Genomic DNA, 19,317 nt, shown 5'->3' on the forward strand with positions numbered 1-19,317 from the left:
TGATTTAATACAAATAATAGCGCAGTCCCAGAGTCAATCCCGTAGAGAAATATCTTTCGCGCGGAAAGTTCATGTTGTTTTCAAACATGGGGTTGAGCATGTAGTGAAAAAATGGTCTAACAAAGAGAGAAAATTCTTCTGCCAACCTGAAATTTCCACTCAGTGATATGCCCAGTGTCAGGTTAAAAGGCCTGGCTTCATCGGTGATATCAAATTCGTTTATCAGATTTCCGGACCCTGATTCCGTAATTTTACCCTTGTAGCTCTGCAGAAAATTCAGTTGGACTACGGGGATAAATTCCAGGTCAAACACCTCGGTGATCGTTCCCCGAAATGAAAATTGTATCGGCACATTAATGAACCTCAGCCTCGAATCGAGCTGGTATTCCGCATTGTTCCACTCGTAGTTTTTATCCTTAAAGCCCAATACACTGTATTGAGCTCCCAACCAGATTTCCAGTGAAGAAGCTACCCGGAATACCAAATCCCCCCCAAAGCTGTAGGTGAAAATCGGGGATGTCCGTTTTTCGTTGCTGCTGCCAACTGGCAGCCCACCAGCTCCGATTGAATCGCTCATGATCCTTCGGCTCGAAAAAAACGGACTCGCATTGAGAGCCAGCGAAATATTTGATTTTTTGGTCTGTGAGTCGATAAAATAAACCACTTTATCCTTGCTCTGTCGCTGCGCTGCACAGTGTTCTCCCATCCATAGCAATACCGGAAGCAACAGGTACACAGCTCGTATATTATGTAGTTTTACCATATTGGTCTTTTAAAGAAGATTTTTCGTTTGGCAAAGCTATTTCAGTTTCCAGCATCAGCGGTACCATCATACCGGTAAACACGACTCCCCATTGCCGCTCCAGATAACTCTCCGACAGAAAGCAAAGAACCACATACCCACATGCTGCTGCCACATGCCACCGCCTGAGAAGAGCTGCACGGTAAACAACATTAGCAAAAAAACCTATTAATGCCGTTAACCCCAATATGCCGGTGGCAAGTGTCGTCTCAATAAATTGATTGTGGGCATTGAATTTTTCCCGATACCCGTATCTGAAATTGTTACGCCTATAGCTTTCTTCCAGATGATAACGCGAATCGCCTACTCCACTACCCAGCAGAGGACGCTTTCTGATTTCCTGCCATGCACACTTCCACTCGGCCAGGCGTATGGTAAATCCATTGAAGCCTTCGTGAAAGGTCTCAGCTTCGATGTTATACTCCAGCGAAGTAAGATCGGCAAATCTTCCCAGCCATTTGGAGGGCAGATGGTAGAGGATAATTCCTGTTCCCAATATTACCGATGCTGTCAGTACCAGCGCCACTCTCAAAGATAGTAGCTTAATCATCAGTACCACAGCCATCGCCAGCAGCACAACCAACAGTGCCAGTAGGTTCATACGGCTTTGAAGCAGTACCATCAGCACCAAAAGAGCTGCACTCGTAACCCACTGCCAGCGATCAGCTGGCTGCCTGATGTTGTAAAACACAGAAATTACCAGCCCTGTGCCAGTCCAAAGCGCCAGATATGCCGGATGTATCACCCATTCGCTTAAGCCGGCATACGTAAAATATGTGCTGATCACCTCACCACTTCCCGGATAGGTATAGTAGATGGTGCCCGAACGAAGACTTCTGTAGACTGCTACTGCTAGCAGATAAGGCAGTACCAGAGCCAGCAGGCGCGTCAGACCTTTCAGGACTTTCCCTCTCTGCTCATTCACAAGGGCTCCGGTATAGACTGCTATCAATGCCGGAAGCAACATCAGGGGAAATTTAATGCTCAGGCGTATAAGTCCTTCGTCCTTATGTTCGCTGTAGAAAATCGATCCCACATACACTCCATATAATAGGACACTCCAGCCTATATAGCTTGTCCACCTAAGCTTCAGTTGCCGGATAATGAGCAGATATACGGTCACCACCAGAAACAAAAACAACACAGTGCCTGTAGTATTCTCCGGCAGTACCATAGAAGCTGGAAGCATCAGACAAAAAGCATAAAAAACCCAAAAGCTATCGATCTTCAACGGCAATGTTTTTCTTTCTGTAATACCTCAGCAAAATACCGGTAAATATCAAACAAATCACCAGATATACCACCAACTGATATTTCGGCAGCAATCTGCCGTTGAAGTACCAGGCCAGACTGATCATCAGCATATTAAATCCACTAAGGGCCAGTGTGGCTTCCCAGTGCTTCAGTCCTGCTCCGATCAGCAGGTGATGGATGTGATTGCGGTCTGCTCTGAAAGGGGATTTCCTGTGCACCACCAGTCTGATAAACACGATGCGCAGTGCATCAAATACTGGCACGATAAGCACTGCTACCGCATATGCCACTGCTGATATGTTATAGAAAATATTCGGTTTGAAATCTTCGCTTACCTTGATGAAATACACCGTGAGTACAGCCAACAGAAAACCAATTACCATCGAACCCGAATCGCCCATAAAAATCCTGCCTCGCACATTGTACCACAGAAAGGCAGCCTGAGCCCCAACCATGCATGTGCCCAAAATCAAAAAAAGAGGTTCATTCATCCGCCAGAACCACCAGGCATACGTCGCACTGCCAATAATCCCAATGCCCGCCGTCAATCCATTGATCCCATCGATGAAATTAAATGCATTGATCAGAAACAGCAGCACAAACACTGTCACACCGATACTTATCACATAGGGAATTTCATATACCCCCAGAAGCCCATAAATACTCTTAATGCGCACCCCCCCATGCATCGACACAATCAGAGCCGCCACCAGCTGACCAATCAGCTTTTTTCCTGGCACCATAGGATACAAATCATCCTTCACTCCTGTGACAAACAGCACAATCAATGCACACAAAATGCTGTTCAGTTCAGGATAGGGAATCCCGGCTGTAAAAAACAAAAAACTAAAAATCATCCCCCCGAAAATACCAACCCCCCCCAGTGCTGAAGTTCGATGCGGATGATTCTTGCGTTCATCAGGCCTGTCGTACAATCGCTTTACAAGACTCAGCCTGATGATCGGCGGAATACTTAGAAACGTAATCAAAAACGAAGACACAGCAGCCAGCAGTGCCAGATACGAATTGTCCAAATCAGGCGGATATTAAAAGCAACAAATCAACCGCAAAAAAAAACCATTTCCCCAAAAGCCAGTCATTCCCCCTCCTTCAAATCTAAAATATCTGATGATGCTGGTAGAGTACTACGGTCACCTGTCCTCTGTATAACCGAAAGAAAGAAAAAACACATCGGGAGTTCACACACTGCAACAAAAAGAAAATCCGGCAGCAGTTTTTTACATTCGCAAAAAAATCCCTTAATGAGACGACTTCTGATTCTGTTTTTATGCAGTATAGTGGGTTGGCTATACGGACAAAGTACGCAGTCCACTGGCCAGCTGCCTGATTTTGTTAGGTCTGGAAAGCTTCGTAATGGGCTAAGCTACATGATTATGGAAAACAAAACCCCGGAAAATAGAGCTGAACTAAGACTGGTGGTACGTTCGGGAAGCCTCAACGAAGACGACGATCAACAGGGACTCGCCCATTTCGTGGAACATATGTGTTTTAATGGAACGAGGAATTTCAGTAAGACTTCACTGGTGGATTTCCTCGAAAACACCGGAACCAGGTTTGGCCCTGATCTGAATGCTTACACTTCATTCGACGAAACAGTATACATCCTGCAAGTGCGCACCGATAGTGCAGACCTGCTCTGGAAAGGACTGCTTATCCTGGAAGATTGGGCAGGATATGTAACCTTTGAGCCTGAAGAGATCGATAAGGAGCGGGGCGTAGTCCTGAGCGAATGGCGCACACGTACAGGCGGCAGTGAACGCATCAGCAAGATAACCTTTCCAGTGATTTTCAAAGGCAGCCGGTATCCTGAACGTTTTCCGATCGGAAAAACCGATATCATACAAAATGCTCCGTATGAAGCATTTAAAAGATATTACAGAGATTGGTACCGACCTGATCTGATCACCGTTATAGCCGTGGGTGACTTCGATGCTGCACTTGTAGAGCGTCACATCCGAAAGCGCTTTTCCAAACTGAAACGGGTTAAGAACCCAAGGACGCATGCTTCGAGGGAGATTCCACTTGACGCCGGTGCACGAGTGGTATCCGCTTCCGATCCGGAAATCCAAAACTTCAGTCTGAATATTCGTTTTATGGCCCCAGAAATCGATTACTTCGCCCCAGACGGTTTGGAAAAGAGCTTTCTCATCGGCATCACAAATGATTTATTGAACGCCAGAATCCGCGAATTCCTGACCACATCACAAAGCAAACTATTGAATGCAAGTGCCTTCGTGGGCAATTCACTAGGAAACTCTTCAGCGCTGACACTGTCTCTTTTGCCAAAAGACAGGCAGTGGTATGAAGCCTGTCAACAACTTTTTAATCTGGTCAAAGTAGCGGGGGATCATCTTCCGTCAAAGGAAGAACTTGATTTCGTAATACAGGCATATCGGAGACGACTGGAGTCCGAAGTACGTGTAAAGGACAAAACACCTTCGTCACAATGGACTTCCAGATTGGTGGCGCATGCAGTAGGACGCAGCCCCTTTCTTGACCCGGAAGCGCGATTGGATTATTTCGATCGGTGGGCATCATCCCTTACCCCGGAGATGGTGAGCGAGCTGATAAAATATTACTTAAATTCTTCAACATGGGCTGCCTCGGCCATTTCATCGGAATCCGAAAAGCTCTACCTTCCCAACGAGCCTCAGCTCGCAGCCGCTGTATATTATTTTCAATCGAAGAAGACATATCCTTACGTATTTTCTGCTCCGGCTCCACGCCTTCAGGTGTCCGAGGCAGAAATAAAAGATGAGTCAACTGAGCAGATTCCGGAGAATGCAGCCGGATACCGGGGATTTGCTCTTTCGAACGGAATGCAGTTTTACATCCGAAAAGTATCCGAGGACAAAGACCGAATATTGATTGATGGTTTTCTTTTCGGTGGAAATTCCCCTTTTCCCGACTCCCTGCTTCCGGCTGCAAATTACCTGATGCAAACCGTTTATGAATCGGGGGTTGGTACACACGACATCACAGAGCTGAGAAAGATTTTGGCCGGCAGGCGCATCAATGTGTTTCCTTACCTGAGCAATTATTACCACGGAATCAACGGGTTCTCCTCACCGGAAGAATTGGAGACAGCCTTTCAGTTGATCAGGCTGTATCTGACAGAGCCACGCATCGAAGAGGAAGCTCTTTCGAGAGTAAAAGCCCGGGAAGTAAATCTGCTCAAAGGACTGTTTAACAATCCAGATGCTTTCTTTGGCAGGGAACTCAACAGAATCTTATACAATTCCAACCCGAGAGCTGTGACTCCTACCGTTAGCCAGGTTGAAAAAATCACACTAAACCAACAGAAAGACATATGGAAGCAGCTCTTTAGCGCACCTGCACAGATGAGATGGATTTTTACAGGCGATGTGGATGAGGAAAAGGTAAAAGAACTGGCTATTCGATACCTTTCTGATATTCAAAATAAAGCCAATACGTTGGAAGTGATTGATCGCAACTTGCGCATCAATGTAAGCGATAGCCTGTATGCACTTAAAAAAGGAGAGAATCCCCGCTCTCAGGTCCGAATGGTGTTTTACGGAAGGGTAAATGACCCTGAGCAAGAATGGCAAATCAAAGCCGCCACCGAAGTGTTGGGAATAAAACTCAGAGAAGAGCTGAGAGAAGAAAAAGGTGGAGTATATGGGGTTAGCGTATTTTACAACCTTAACAGTCCGTTTAATGATGAGTACACCGCCGTGATTGCATTCAATACGGAACCTGCCCGTAAGGAGGAGCTGATCAAAGCCACCCGGCAAGTAGTAGCTGCCCATGCACAAAAAGTAGATCAGGAGACTCTGCAAAAAATAAAGGAACTTCTTCGGCAGGACGTTGCCAAAGGCCAATCGCAAGCCATTTACTGGCATGGTCTGATGCAGGGAGTTGTAAAGTTTTCAAAACCAGATTTCACCGCTGACACCGAAGCCTACCTCAATTTTGTAAATACACTGACAGCTGATGAGCTAAGTCTATGGATCATGCGCTATTTGGGCATGAGACCTGTGGTAGTGGTTATGGATCCTGAAGTTGTAAAATGACCAAACCTTCAACCTATATTTGCGCGCAGAGGCACAAAATATTAATCTATTAGTAATCAAATGGCTACAACTGCTGACATCAAAAATGGTCTTTGTATAGACCTCAATGGCGAACCATTTCAAATCATAGAATTTCTCCACGTAAAACCAGGAAAAGGAAATGCATTTGTACGTACCAAGCTCAGAAACCTAAACAATGGCAGAGTACTGGAACACACCTTTCCATCAGGAGCTAAACTGGATGTAATCCGAATCGAATATCGAAATTTTCAGTTTCTCTACAAAGACGGAGACGGATACCATTTCATGGATATGAATGACTTTAATCAAATCACTCTACCAGAAGAAGTGATAAATGCTCCAGAATTTTTGATGGATGGCATGGAATGTATCGTGATGTATCATGCAGATGAAGACAGACCCCTTGCCTGCAATCTGCCTTCCAGTGTGACCATGGAAGTGGTCTATGCAGAGCCTGCCGTTAAGGGAAACACAGCCACCAACGCTACCAAAGTAGTAAAAGTGGAGTCAGGAGCCGAGATCAAAGTGCCCCTTTTCATCGAGCAAGGTGAAAAAATCATCATCAACCCTGAGACAAAGGAGTATAAGGGCCGAGCAAACTAATCAGATATTGATACCATCTATAAGGGCTGCTTTTACCATGCAGCCCTTTATTTTTGAGTGTAAAATTAAAAAAACTTACGGAAACAATTGCCGGACATTCAAACTATAAAGTATCATTTGGGTAAGCACAATTGAAATGAACCAAAACATATCAGATGCTTCCTTTACGGACTGTATTGTATTACGAGTAAAGACTACAAAAGACCTGGGGCGAACAATATTCATAACCGGAAATTTCAACAACTGGCAAGTCGATGATCCAAAATTCAAGTTGAAAAAAATAGAAGATGGGATCTATGAATTTACCTTCAAAAAAATTGAAAATCTACCCGCGATCATTGAATACAAATACACATTGGGCGACTGGCATCACGAAGAGCTAGATGAAAACTATACCATACGGCCCAATCGCAGTATTCCCAAAAAACCCGGTGTTTACAACGATGTAGTCCCTGCATGGAAAAACCGGCACATTACCCATAATCCCGAACTGCTCCCGATAATAAAACCTATAGAAGGGCCCTTCAATATGCCAATAAACATTCAGACCAGAAGGGTCACAGCCCTGTTGCCCTGGGATTATTACCGGACAAACAAGCGCTACCCGGTTCTCTACTTGCAGGATGGTCAGAATCTGTTTGATGAATTTGCACCGTATGGAAACTGGGCCCTTGACAAGCGACTTGCTCTACTGGCGGAAGAGCGAAAACACGAGGTCATCATTGTAGCCATAGACCATGCGCAAGAGAAGCGAATATTGGAATTTACCCCTTCAGAAAAGACAGTGCTTGGCGAGGGATTGGGAAAGGAATACAGCAAATTTCTGGCCGGTGAATTAAAACCACATATCGATCGTACTTTCAGAACTTTACCATACCGCGAGTTTACAGGTATAGGCGGTAGCAGTCTGGGAGGGTTGGTGACCCTTTATGCTGCTATTACTTGCCCGGAGGTTTTCTCCAGACTTATGGTCTTCTCCCCATCGCTCTGGGTTCAGCCCGGATTGATTGAACAGTTTCTGCACATGGACCCACCATACTGTGGACGGGTATATCTCTATGGTGGTGGCAAGGAAGGTTCTGGTGTGGTAGAATATCAGCGAAGACTACACGAAGCTATAAAACGTTCCGGCAATCCATTTATAAAAAGTAAGCTTTCTATTCATCCCGACGGGCATCACAGCGAGAGCGAGTGGGGTAGAGAATTTCCAAAAGCACTTAAATGGCTTTTTTTCTGACCCCTTGCAATAAAAAGAAAGCCACTCCGAAGGAGTGGCCGGGAAAATTGAAAGAGCATATTGTCAGGCGTTTTCTTCAGCTACAGCAGCTGATTCTTCAAGGATGAGCAATCCGTCTTTTGCTTCGTTTACATCAACAAGCAACGACATTCCTTCTTTGAGCTTTCCGGTGATAATTTCTTCGGCGAGAGGATCTTCCAGATATCGCTGAATGGCTCTGGCAAGAGGTCTGGCTCCGAATTGAGGATCAAATCCCTTTTCAGCCAGAAACTCGGTGGCTGCATCTGTGAGTTTGAGGTTGTAACCGATTTTGTGGACTCTCTTCAGCAACTTATCGATTTCCAGATGGATGATTTTCAGGATATCATCTTTATTTAGGCTGTTGAAGATGATGACATCGTCTATCCGGTTCAGAAATTCCGGAGCAAAGGCCTTTTTCAGAGCACTTTCCAGTACACCTTTGGCCAGTTCATTTTGGTTTTCTTGTTTGGCTTTGGTCATAAATCCGACACCGGTACCAAAATCTTTGAGTTGACGGGTACCAATGTTGGAAGTCATTATGATGATGGTGTTTTTGAAATCAATTTTTCGTCCCAATGAGTCGGTCATTACACCATCGTCCAATGCCTGCAGCAGAAGGTTAAACACGTCTGGATGAGCCTTTTCAATTTCATCCAGCAGAATGACGCTGTAAGGCTTTCTGCGGACCTTTTCGGTGAGCTGACCACCCTCTTCATAGCCTACATATCCTGGAGGCGCCCCGATAAGTCTGGATACTGAGAATTTTTCCATATATTCACTCATGTCGATGCGAATGAGTGCATCTTCCGAATCGAAGAGAGCTCTTGCCATTTCTTTGGCTAGTTGTGTTTTACCTACTCCAGTAGGTCCAAGGAATATAAAGGAGCCAATGGGTTTTTTCGGATCTTTGAGACCGGCGCGGTTGCGTTGAATAGCTTTTACTACTTTTCTTACAGCCTCTTCCTGGCCAATGACTCTGCCTTGCAGCTCGTCAGCGAGTTTTGCAAGGCGGCTGCTTTCGGCCTGGGCTATACGCTGCACTGGTATTCCCGTCATCATAGAAACTACTTCGGCTACATGCTCAGCTGTAACCACTTCCTTGTTCTTGCGTACTTCTTCTTCCCATTCTCTTTGGGCTTCCATCAGCTGGGTTTCCAATCTTCTTTCATCGTCTCGAATACGGGCTGCATCTTCAAACCGCTGCTTTCGCACCACATTGTTTTTCTCCTCTTTGAGTTTTTCCAGCTGCCTTTCCAGTTCGAGAATGGTTTCGGGCACTCTGATGGAGGTGATATGCACCCTGGAACCAGTTTCGTCCAGAGCATCAATTGCCTTGTCGGGCAAGTGACGGTCTGTGACATACCGCTGGGTAAGAAACACACATGCTTCGACAGCTTCGTCGGTAAAAATCACATTGTGATGCTCTTCGTATTTGTCTTTTATATTTTTAAGAATCTGTATAGTTTCTTCAGGTGAGGTTGGTTCTACCATTACCTTCTGAAATCTTCTTTCCAGAGCACCGTCCTTTTCAATGTATTGCCTGTATTCATCGAGTGTGGTGGCTCCAATGCATTGGATTTCTCCCCGGGCCAGCGCCGGCTTAAACATATTGGAAGCATCCAGTGAACCGGTGGCACCGCCGGCACCTACAATGGTATGGATTTCATCAATAAAGAGGATTACATCGTCATTTTTTTCAAGTTCGTTCATCAGAGATTTCATCCGCTCTTCAAACTGACCTCTGTATTTTGTGCCTGCTACCATGGATGCCAGATCGAGTGCCACAATTCTCTTGTTGAACAGAACTCTGCTGACTTGCCTTTTTTCTATCCGTAAAGCCAGACCCTCGGCTATAGCTGATTTTCCTACACCTGGTTCACCGATCAGCAGCGGATTGTTCTTCTTTCTTCTGGACAGAATTTGAGAAACGCGTTCGATTTCTTTCTCTCTTCCTACGACAGGGTCTAGTTTTCCTTCTCTAGCTAGCTGGGTAAGGTCCCTTCCAAAATTGTCGAGAACGGGCGTTTTGGATTTATTTTCCATTTTACCACCCGGGCGCGATGAATAACCGGATCTTTCTCTCCTTTCGAAATCATCTTCTTCTTCAAAGGCGCTCATGCTGATGTCTTCTCTCATCTTATCGGCAGAAAGAGGATCCTGAATATTCATAAAAACCTGTCGTGCATTTTCATAACTTACACCAAAATTGCGCAAGACTCTGGTTACCGGATCTTCATCGTTCTTCAGAATACAAAGCAGCAAGTGAGCTGTACGTATTTCAGGACTTTGAAGTTTTTTGGCTTCTAGCAAAGTAATTTTGAGCACTTTTTCAGCTTGTCGGGTCAGTGGGATGTTCTTTTTTATATTGATATTGCCCTGAAAGTTTGCGGGCATCAGTGCTTCAATTCGTTGTCTTAGCATTTGAAGGTCCACACCTAGCTCATGAAGGATCTGCACAGCACTTCCTTCTCCCTCTCGGATGATTCCGAGCATCAGATGCTCTGTACCGATCAGGTCATGCCCCAGGCGCAGAGCTTCCTCCTTGCTGTAGCTAATGACATCTTTTACTCTTGGTGAAAAATTTTCTTCCATTTCTTCTATATGAGGTTAAAAATATAACGACATTTTTCGCAAATCTGTTTATCAAATGTAAATTCCGAAATATTCATGCAATTTTTTTGCCCTTATTATTTTTAACAAAAATCTGTGTAAAAATCCAAATATCCTGTGACAATCCTCAAACTTTACACCTGGTTTGGTGGCTATTTTTGCCACTTTGACCAAAAAACTTAAAAAATAAGTTTTATACCGACAATATGACAGAAAGCGAAAAAATCATTCCGGTTAACATCGAAGAAGAAATGAAATCAGCCTACATCGACTATTCGATGTCGGTTATTGTCTCAAGAGCTTTACCAGATGTGAGAGACGGTTTGAAACCAGTGCATCGCAGAGTGCTCTACGGAATGTATGAATTAGGGGTCCTGTCCAACAGACCTTATAAAAAATCTGCCAGAATAGTTGGGGAAGTATTGGGTAAATATCATCCACATGGGGATAGCTCGGTGTATGATACTATGGTCAGAATGGCCCAGGATTGGTCGATGCGGTATACTCTTGTAGATGGTCAGGGAAACTTTGGCTCCATCGATGGCGACAGTCCGGCAGCGATGCGATACACCGAAGCCCGTCTGCGCAGGATAGCCGAAGAAATGCTCTCCGATATCGAAAAAGATACTGTTGATTTTCAGCTCAACTTTGACGATTCGCTTAAAGAGCCCACTGTACTGCCGACGCGAATTCCCAATCTGCTCATCAACGGGGCTTCGGGCATTGCTGTAGGGATGGCCACCAATATGCCACCGCACAACCTCAAAGACACTATTGATGCAATTGTAGCCTTGATCGAGCATCCCGATATCTCTATTGACGAATTAATCAAAATCATTAAAGCCCCTGATTTTCCGACCGGAGGTATCATTTACGGTTATGAAGGCGTAAAAGAATCGTATCATACCGGTAGAGGGCGTATTGCATTAAGAGGTAAAGCCAACATTGAGGAAATAGATGGACGTACCTGCATCATTGTTACCGAAATTCCTTTCCAGGTCAATAAATCCGAGATGATCAAAAAAACGGCGGACCTTGTCAATGATAAGAAAATAGAAGGTATTGCCGATATCCGAGATGAAAGTGACAGAGATGGTCTGAGAGTAGTCTATGTGCTGAAAAAAGATGCAATTCCCAATGTGGTGCTTAATCATTTGTATAAATACACCCCTCTGCAAAGCACTTTTTCCGTTAACAACATTGCTCTGGTCAATGGCCGTCCGATGTTGGTTAATCTGAAAGAGTTAATTCAACACTTCATCGACTTCCGCCATTCGGTCATCATGCGCCGTACGCGCTTTGAACTTGAACAGGCCGAGAAAAAAGCTCACATCCTCGAAGGATTGCTCAAAGTAATTTCTTCCAAAGACGATCTGGACAGAGCTATTGATCTAATACGAAACTCCAGCAGTGTCGATGACGCCAGGTCAGGATTGATGGCTGTTTTTGACCTGTCTGAAATTCAGGCTAAAGCCATCCTGGAACTCCGCCTCCAACGTCTCACAGGCCTGGAAAGAGAAAAAATCAAAGCCGAATACGATGAGCTGATGAAGACCATCGCTTACCTCAAAGAGGTACTAGAAAGCAAGGAGCTCCAGATGAAAATCATAAAAGACGAGCTACTTGAAGTCAAAGAAAAATATGGAGATGAGCGCAGGACTACAATTGACTTCTCAGGAGGAGACCTTTCAATAGAGGACATGATAGCCGATGAAGAAGTAGTGATAACCATTTCCCATGCTGGGTATATCAAGCGCACATCACTGAATGAATATCGAACTCAGAGCCGGGGGGGCGTAGGTCAGAAAGGAGCAACCACACGCGATGAGGATTTCGTAGAGCACATATTTATGGCTACCAACCACAACTATCTTCTCCTCTTTACCCAATCCGGCAAATGCTACTGGCTGCGTGTATATGAAATTCCTGAGGGCAGTAAGGCCTCTAAAGGAAGAGCCATTCAAAACCTCATTAATTTGCCTCCGGACGACAAAGTCTTGGCATACATCAATGTAGATAACCTCTCAGTTCCGGATTATTTGGATAAACACTACATTACTTTGGTAACCAAAAAGGGTGTTATCAAAAAAACCACCCTTGAAGCATACTCCCGACCCAGGGCCAATGGCATAGCTGCCATCACAGTGAGAGAAGGCGATGAACTGCTGGAAGCTTGCCTATCCGATGGAAATTCGGAAATTGTAATTGCTGTACGTTCAGGAAAAGCTATACGATTCCATGAATCCACCGTAAGACCAATGGGAAGAAGCGCAGCAGGTGTAAAAGCCGTGACACTAGCTGACGAAAGCGACGAAGTGGTAGGCATGGTATGTGTCAGCGATCTAAATAGAGATATCCTCGTAGTGTCTGAAAAAGGGTATGGAAAGCGTACTTCCATTGACGAATACAGAATTACCAACCGAGGTGCCAAGGGAGTAAAAACCATCAACATCACCGAAAAAACCGGGTTGCTGGTTGCCATCAAAGATGTGACCGACGATGACGATCTGATTATCATCAATAAAAAAGGGGTGGCAATTCGCTTTTCCGTGGCCGACCTTAGGGTAATGGGCAGAAACACACAAGGAGTACGACTGATCAACCTCAGAAACGGAGAGACCATAGCTTCGGTCTGCAGAGTCCCACGCGCTGAAAATGAAGATAGTGAACAGATACCAGATAGCACCCTATCGCTCAACGACATTTCAGAACAAGAATCTGAAACCACTTCTGATTAATCAGATCCTTTAATTTTGGTACAGTTATCATACATAACAGCAAATAATAAATACAATGAAAAAATCAGCAATTCTTATCTTGGTAGTAGCAACTTTCTGTCTGGAAGCACAGATTGGACCCACAGTTAGCTCTGCAGTCATAGCCCTGGAGCGAAGAAATGATCTTCCGGATGCGAAGAGAAACATAGATAATGCCACTGTTAAACTCAATGAAGTAGGTACTGCTAATGTAAAGCCAAAAGATTTGGCCAAATACTATTACTACAATGGCAAAATCCATCTGGAGATTTATACGTCACAGGATAATGCAGTCGCCAACCTGGAACCGAGGGCACTCGATATAGCTGCAGAAAATCTGAAAAAATGCCTCGAGTACGAAAAATCCATCGGCAAAAAGTTTTTTACTGATGTCGCTGTGACTGATATGTACGCAGTTATAGGTCAGGTACAGCGCAGAGGTGAAAGAGCAGCTCGCAATGAGCAGTTGGAAGAAGCATACAAGGACTTTATGCTCTCTTATGAGCTAGGTCAGACTCCTGGTATAGATGTGCTCGATACCGTAATGCTCTACAATGCATCGTTGATGAAGTTCAATGCAAGGGATTTTCAGGAAGCCATCCGATTGTTTAATAAACTGATAGAACTCGACTACAAAGGAGTCCAATACATCGTATATGACAATGAACAGAAGAGAGATGTACAATTTGGATCTCCACAAGAGATGAAGAGAAATTTAAAAATTAGACCCGATCGCTTCACCAATCCAAGAGAAGAAGGCGATATAAGACCCGATATACTCCTGATGCTGGCAGTAGCATATAAAAGCATTGACGATAAAGAAAATTACACAGCAGTACTGAAAAAAGCCCGGTCAATGTATCCTAATGACGAACGCTTTATCAGAGAAGAACTCGATAGCTTCATCAAAGCTAAACAATACGACAAAGCCATAGAAAATTTACGACTTTCCCTTCAGAACGATCCAAACAACAAACTATTCTGGTTTATAATGGGAACTATATACCATACAGAAATGAATGACCTTAAGCAGGCAGAGGAAGCCTATAATAAAGCACTTGAGCTCGATGAAAACTATGCAGATGTACTCTACATGAAAGGTCTCATATATGTGTCCAAAGCCAATGACATAATAGAACAGATGAATAAACTATCTATCAACGAGACAAAAAAATACGAAAAACTAAAAGCTGAGCAGCTGGAAATGTTTAAAAAAGCTCTGCCACTGTTTGAAAGAGCATTCGACATCAATCCAAAAGACAAAGACACAATTAAAGCACTTCGCGAAGTCTACTACAAAACAGGTAATGCTCAAAAAGCCATGGAGATGGATAAACTCCTCCAACAAAGCTAAATAAACAAAAACCCGGCACTTCGCCGGGTTTTTTTATCCTCCTACTCTTTTGCTCTTTATTCCTTTTTGTTCAAGCCAGTTGGCAATTTCCTTTCGCCTGTCTCCCCCCTGTAGGATGATATAATCATCTTTAACACTTCCTCCGGTATTCAAAAATTTTTTTAATTGCGAAGCTAAATCCTGGATGTCGATTTGTTTTGGAAGATTTTTGAGGATGGTCACTGGTTTTCCATTTCTTCCCTTTACTTCAAAATGCAGTTCGGCGACGTTCAAAGTTTCCCCGTCCAGATCTTGTTTATCAAAGAATTGAGTAAGCTTTTCAAAGGGATTGTAACCACTGTTAGTACTGTATGAAAAAGCGTAATCTTTATTTAGTTGTCTGGCCTTATCTTTTTTCACAGTAAAAATCTATAATGTAATCAAAAATAAAAAAGCACACCTACAAATCTGGAGGCGTGCTTCAAATTTTTATAAACTTTTGCAAATTAAGCAATAGCCGCGTTGGCTTTTATCTTATTCACGTATTTTGTCAGCTTAGATTTTAGATTGGCCGATTTGTTTTTGTGAATAATACCTCTTTTCACAAGTCTATCGACCAGGGAAACCACTTTGGGAAGCAATTCCTCAGCAGCGGATGGGTCTGTGGTCATTCTCAGTTTTTTAACAGCATTTCGGGCTGTTTTGTGATAGTATCTGTTGTGGATTCGTCTTTTTTCTGTTTGACGAATTCTTTTTAAAGCGGATTTGTGATTTGCCATTGTTCAACTAAAATGTTTTCTTTAATGCATAGTTGTTTTGGTAGCCCATAGGGGAATCGAACCCCTCTTTTCAGAATGAAAATCTGACGTCCTAACCGATAGACGAATGGGCCTCTTACCTTAGTAGCCCATAGGGGAATCGAACCCCTCTTTTCAGAATGAAAATCTGACGTCCTAACCGATAGACGAATGGGCCTTAGGCAATCGGGCTGCAAAAATAAACCATTAGGTTTTACTAGCAAATGTGCATTTGAGATTTTTTTGTGATAAAAAAAGTTGATAATCACAACAGTAGACACCACGCATTGCAATTTCCGGACAAATTAAATGTTCATTAAGAAGCATAAAGTGGCCAACCAATTGGTACCTTTGCAAGTAGATACTTGTGAAATTTGTCAAATCACCGTTGCTTACAGATCCTACATGGAATATGGATATCAATCAATCAATAGTGAAGTCATTTCAAAGGAGCAAATAAAGAATTTGTTTAAAGAGTCGGACCTGTTCTCTACACTTGAGGTTCTCAGCAAATCTGAGAAATATACAAAATTTCTCATTTCTGACTTAAAAGGCTCTTTAAAATCAATTTTTACCTCTAAATTATTTGCTTTCGGCAATAATGTTTTGTTTATCTCACCATTCAATGAAGAGGCCGCTTATGTATACGAAGATGTAAAGGCACTTGAAGACAACGAATCAGTGCTTTATTTTCCTCCTTCTCTTAAAAAACCTTATGAACTAGAGCAAACGGATAATGCCAATATTTTACACAGGGCAGAAACCTTGGCCCGAATCGTCACTACCAAATATCCTAAAATTATTATCACTTCTGCTGATGCACTTTTTGAAAAGGTGATATCACAGAAAAGCCTTGCTTCGCAGCTGATTGAGCTACAAGTCGGTATGCCTGTAGGCATTGATTTTTTGAACGAAACACTCTTTGAATTTGGATTTGAAAGAGTTGACTTTGTTACCGATCCAGGTCAATTTAGCATCAGAGGAGGAATTGTAGATGTGTTTTCCTACGTCAAAGAACATCCCTACCGAATTGAATTTTTTGGGGATGAAATTGAAAGCATCAGGCTCTTTCACATCGATTCACAGCTATCGTTTGAAAAGGTAACTAAGGCAGTTTTATTGCCAAACATTGAAAATAAGGCACAGAAAGAAGAACGAAAGTTTTTGTTGGACTTGGTTGGTACTGACACTATCGTTGTAATTCAGGATAGCATACAAGTCATCGAGCGTATGGACGAAATGATGGCGATGGCTTTCGAAAAATTCGATGCCAAGCAGTCGCCGGTTCGTCATCTTAGTCCCGAAGACTTGTTTATTTCCGGCAGCCAGCTAAAACAAAAACTCGATCAGCATAAAATTGTAGAACTGGGCACAGTCAGTTGTTATCCCGATGTTTATAGACTTCAGTACAACTGCAAGCCTCATCCGGTTTTTAACAAAAACTTTGAACTTTTGGCTTCTTATATAAGGCAGAAGTCTTATCACGGATTTTCTGTGATGATTTCTTGCAGCAGCCACCGACAGATAGAGAGACTGCATGCTGCACTTTCAGAACATGGTAGCGGTTTGAATTTTAAGACTATACTGCTCAGTTTTTACAGTGGATTTGAAGACCATGAGTCCAAGCTCATTCTTCTTACGGATCATCAGATTTTTGAGCGGTTTCACAGACATAAATTTAAGAATTTTTACGAGCAGAAACAAGCCATTACACTTAAAGAACTAACTTCCCTTCAGTTTGGTGACTATGTAGCTCATATCGACTATGGTATCGGAAAATTTGCCGGACTTCAGAAAATTGAAAACAATGGCAAAATTCAAGAGGCCATTAAAATCATTTACAAAGACAACGACGTACTCTACGTTGGAATACATTCCCTGCACAAGATTTCCAAATACACAGGAAAGGAGGGCACCGAACCAGTATTGAACAAACTAGGAACCAACACCTGGGCAAGAAAAAAGGAAGCAGCAAAAAAGAAGGTAAAACAACTGGCTTTTGACCTAATACAACTCTATGCCCGGCGAAAGGCCAGTAAGGGCTATGCATTTCCGCCTGACCATTATTTGCAGTATGAGCTGGAAGCTTCCTTCATCTACGAAGATACTCCTGATCAGATTAAAGCCACTGCCGAAGTAAAGGCCGATATGGAAAGTGAAACTCCCATGGATAGATTAATCTGTGGAGATGTTGGCTTTGGCAAAACCGAAATAGCCATCAGAGCCGCGTTCAAGGCTGCCCTAGACGGTAAGCAAACTGCTGTGTTGGTACCTACCACCCTTTTAGCTTTTCAGCATTATAAGACTTTCTCAAGCAGATTAAAAGATTTCCCGGTCAAAATCGAATATTTGTCAAGGGTCAAAACCACAAAACAACAAAAAGATATTCTTCAGCGACTTGCCGTCGGGGACATAGATATCATCATAGGAACCAATGCACTGGTCAGCGATCGGGTCAAGTTTAAAGATCTCGGATTGCTTATTATAGACGAGGAACAAAAATTCGGAGTAGGTGTAAAGGAAAAACTCAAAACATTGAGGGTTAATGTTGATACCCTAACACTCACCGCCACACCCATTCCAAGAACTTTACAATTTAGCCTTATGGCTGCTCGCGATCTTTCTGTTATGACGACACCTCCACCAAACAGATTGCCCGTGGATACACAAATTATCACATGGAACGAAGACATCATCCGTGATGCGATATTCAGGGAACTGCAACGCGATGGCCAGGTATACTTCATTCACAATCGAATTGAAAACATTTTTGAAATAGCAGGAATGCTTCAACGTCTGATCCCCGGAGCTTCCATTGCCGTGGCTCACGGCCAAATGGATACTTCCAAACTGGAAGAAATCATCCTCGGTTTTATGGATGGTGACTTCGACATCTTGGTCAGTACCTCCATAGCCGAAAATGGACTGGACATCCCCAATGCCAACACCATTATCATCAATCAGGCTCACAATTTCGGACTTAGTGATCTGCACCAGCTCAGAGGTAGGGTTGGCAGGAGCAATATCAAGGCCTACTGCCTTTTGATAGCTCCTCTATTGGCTTCACTTCCGGAAATATCAAGGAAAAGGCTGAAAGCCATCGAGCAGTTCAACGATTTGGGCAGTGGATTTCAAATTGCACTTAAAGATCTCGAAATCAGAGGCGCTGGCAACTTGCTAGGCGGTGAGCAAAGTGGCTTTATCACCGACATTGGATTTGAAACTTATCAAAAGATTTTAGAAGAAGCCATTCAGGAATTAAAGGAAAACGAATTCAAAGAACTCTACGCCGAAGAAATAACGAAAGCCAGTAAACCCAAAGAATGCGTTTTTGAAACCGATGTAGAAATTCTATTTCCAGATGAATACATCAATAAAACAGAAGAAAGACTTAGGCTGTACCAACAACTCGACCAAATACAAAATGAAGACGAACTATCCCGATTTGAGGACGAACTCATCGACAGATTTGGCCCCCTTCCTACACCTGCCTCTGAACTCATAGACAGCATCAGGCTTAGATTGCTGGCACGTGAATGCGGTTTTGAAAAGATCACGCTCAAACAAGAGGTTTTTCTCGGATACTTTCCACAAAATCCCGGGCATCCGTTTTACCAAAGCGACTTTTTCAAAACTGTGCTTCAAAGAATATCCCTGTTTAAGAACGTTCAGTTGAAGGAGAAAAATGACAAACTCTTTATAAGAGTGGATGAAATCCAAAGTATAAACGCATTGATCAACTGGATAAAGAGGTTTCTTTTTGTAGAGGTTTAATGGTTATAGACGTGTTTATATACAATTTATAAAGCACCAAGAAATCCCCTTAGA

Annotated in this window: 12 protein-coding genes and 2 tRNA genes; 6 read left to right on the plus strand and 8 right to left on the minus strand. The window is 43.3% G+C overall.

The genetic code is table 11. The annotated features are described in order from the left end of the window. Positions 1-4 precede the first annotated feature (4 nt). Genes DES35_RS08185 through DES35_RS08195 form a run of 3 tightly spaced genes read right to left on the minus strand, consistent with a single transcriptional unit; the run spans position 5 to position 3,090 of the window. Complete coding sequence (locus DES35_RS08185) at positions 5-763, minus strand: hypothetical protein (protein WP_114366321.1); 759 nt, start codon at positions 761-763, stop codon at positions 5-7. After that, a complete protein-coding gene (locus DES35_RS08190) occupies positions 747-2,033 on the minus strand; it encodes an O-antigen ligase family protein (protein WP_037358454.1) in 1,287 nt (428 codons plus the stop codon). The genes DES35_RS08185 and DES35_RS08190 overlap by 17 nt, the downstream gene beginning before the upstream one ends. Continuing rightward, positions 2,020-3,090 carry a glycosyltransferase family 4 protein gene (locus DES35_RS08195; protein WP_114366322.1) on the minus strand — a complete coding sequence of 357 codons (1,071 nt, stop codon included), beginning with the start codon at positions 3,088-3,090 and terminating at the stop codon, positions 2,020-2,022. Before DES35_RS08195 ends, DES35_RS08190 begins: the two co-directional genes overlap by 14 nt. A 228-nt stretch (positions 3,091-3,318) precedes the next feature. Between DES35_RS08195 and DES35_RS08200 the strand changes: the two genes are divergently transcribed. From DES35_RS08200 to DES35_RS08210, 3 genes are all read left to right on the plus strand, one after another. Next, a complete protein-coding gene (locus tag DES35_RS08200; protein WP_114366323.1) occupies positions 3,319-6,111 on the plus strand; it encodes a M16 family metallopeptidase in 2,793 nt (930 codons plus the stop codon). A gap of 60 nt (positions 6,112-6,171) precedes the next feature. Then, a complete protein-coding gene (gene efp, locus DES35_RS08205; protein WP_037358460.1) occupies positions 6,172-6,735 on the plus strand; it encodes an elongation factor P in 564 nt (187 codons plus the stop codon). A gap of 136 nt (positions 6,736-6,871) precedes the next feature. Beyond that, positions 6,872-7,972, plus strand: coding sequence for an alpha/beta hydrolase (locus DES35_RS08210; RefSeq protein WP_037358463.1), 1,101 nt, complete (start codon positions 6,872-6,874; stop codon positions 7,970-7,972). 63 nt (positions 7,973-8,035) lie between these two features. Here the strand turns inward: DES35_RS08210 and DES35_RS08215 are convergent, their stop codons facing one another. Continuing rightward, on the minus strand, positions 8,036-10,585 hold the full coding sequence (locus DES35_RS08215) for an ATP-dependent Clp protease ATP-binding subunit (RefSeq protein WP_037358468.1): 2,550 nt from the start codon (positions 10,583-10,585) through the stop codon (positions 8,036-8,038). Positions 10,586-10,809: 224 nt separating this feature from the next. On the opposite strand from DES35_RS08215, the gene gyrA reads away from it, so the two are divergent. Both gyrA and DES35_RS08225 read left to right on the plus strand, forming a co-directional pair. Then, entirely contained in the window at positions 10,810-13,341 is a 2,532-nt protein-coding gene (gene gyrA, locus DES35_RS08220; protein WP_114366324.1) for a DNA gyrase subunit A, read from the plus strand. A 55-nt stretch (positions 13,342-13,396) separates the two neighbouring features. Then, a complete protein-coding gene (locus tag DES35_RS08225; RefSeq protein ID WP_114366325.1) occupies positions 13,397-14,713 on the plus strand; it encodes a tetratricopeptide repeat protein in 1,317 nt (438 codons plus the stop codon). A 33-nt stretch (positions 14,714-14,746) separates the two neighbouring features. Here DES35_RS08225 and DES35_RS08230 read toward each other — a convergent pair whose 3' ends face one another. The 4 genes from DES35_RS08230 to DES35_RS08245 all read right to left on the minus strand — a co-directional run bounded on the left by DES35_RS08230 (position 14,747) and on the right by DES35_RS08245 (position 15,667). After that, entirely contained in the window at positions 14,747-15,112 is a 366-nt protein-coding gene (locus DES35_RS08230) for a translation initiation factor (RefSeq protein ID WP_051889292.1), read from the minus strand. Positions 15,113-15,198: 86 nt separating this feature from the next. After that, positions 15,199-15,471 carry a 30S ribosomal protein S20 gene (gene rpsT / locus DES35_RS08235; protein WP_037358471.1) on the minus strand — a complete coding sequence of 91 codons (273 nt, stop codon included), beginning with the start codon at positions 15,469-15,471 and terminating at the stop codon, positions 15,199-15,201. 38 nt (positions 15,472-15,509) lie between these two features. After that, positions 15,510-15,584, minus strand: a tRNA-Glu gene (locus DES35_RS08240). Positions 15,585-15,595: 11 nt separating this feature from the next. Next, positions 15,596-15,667: transfer RNA gene (locus DES35_RS08245), tRNA-Glu, on the minus strand. Positions 15,668-15,798: 131 nt separating this feature from the next. Here DES35_RS08245 and mfd point away from each other — a divergent pair. Next, positions 15,799-19,263 (plus strand): transcription-repair coupling factor, encoded by a 3,465-nt coding sequence (mfd, locus tag DES35_RS08250; RefSeq protein ID WP_244906339.1) that lies wholly within the window; start codon positions 15,799-15,801, stop codon positions 19,261-19,263. The last annotated feature ends 54 nt before the right edge of the window (positions 19,264-19,317 follow it).

The sequence above is a fragment of the Schleiferia thermophila genome (assembly GCF_003337435.1).
GTDB lineage: Bacteria > Bacteroidota > Bacteroidia > Flavobacteriales > Schleiferiaceae > Schleiferia > Schleiferia thermophila.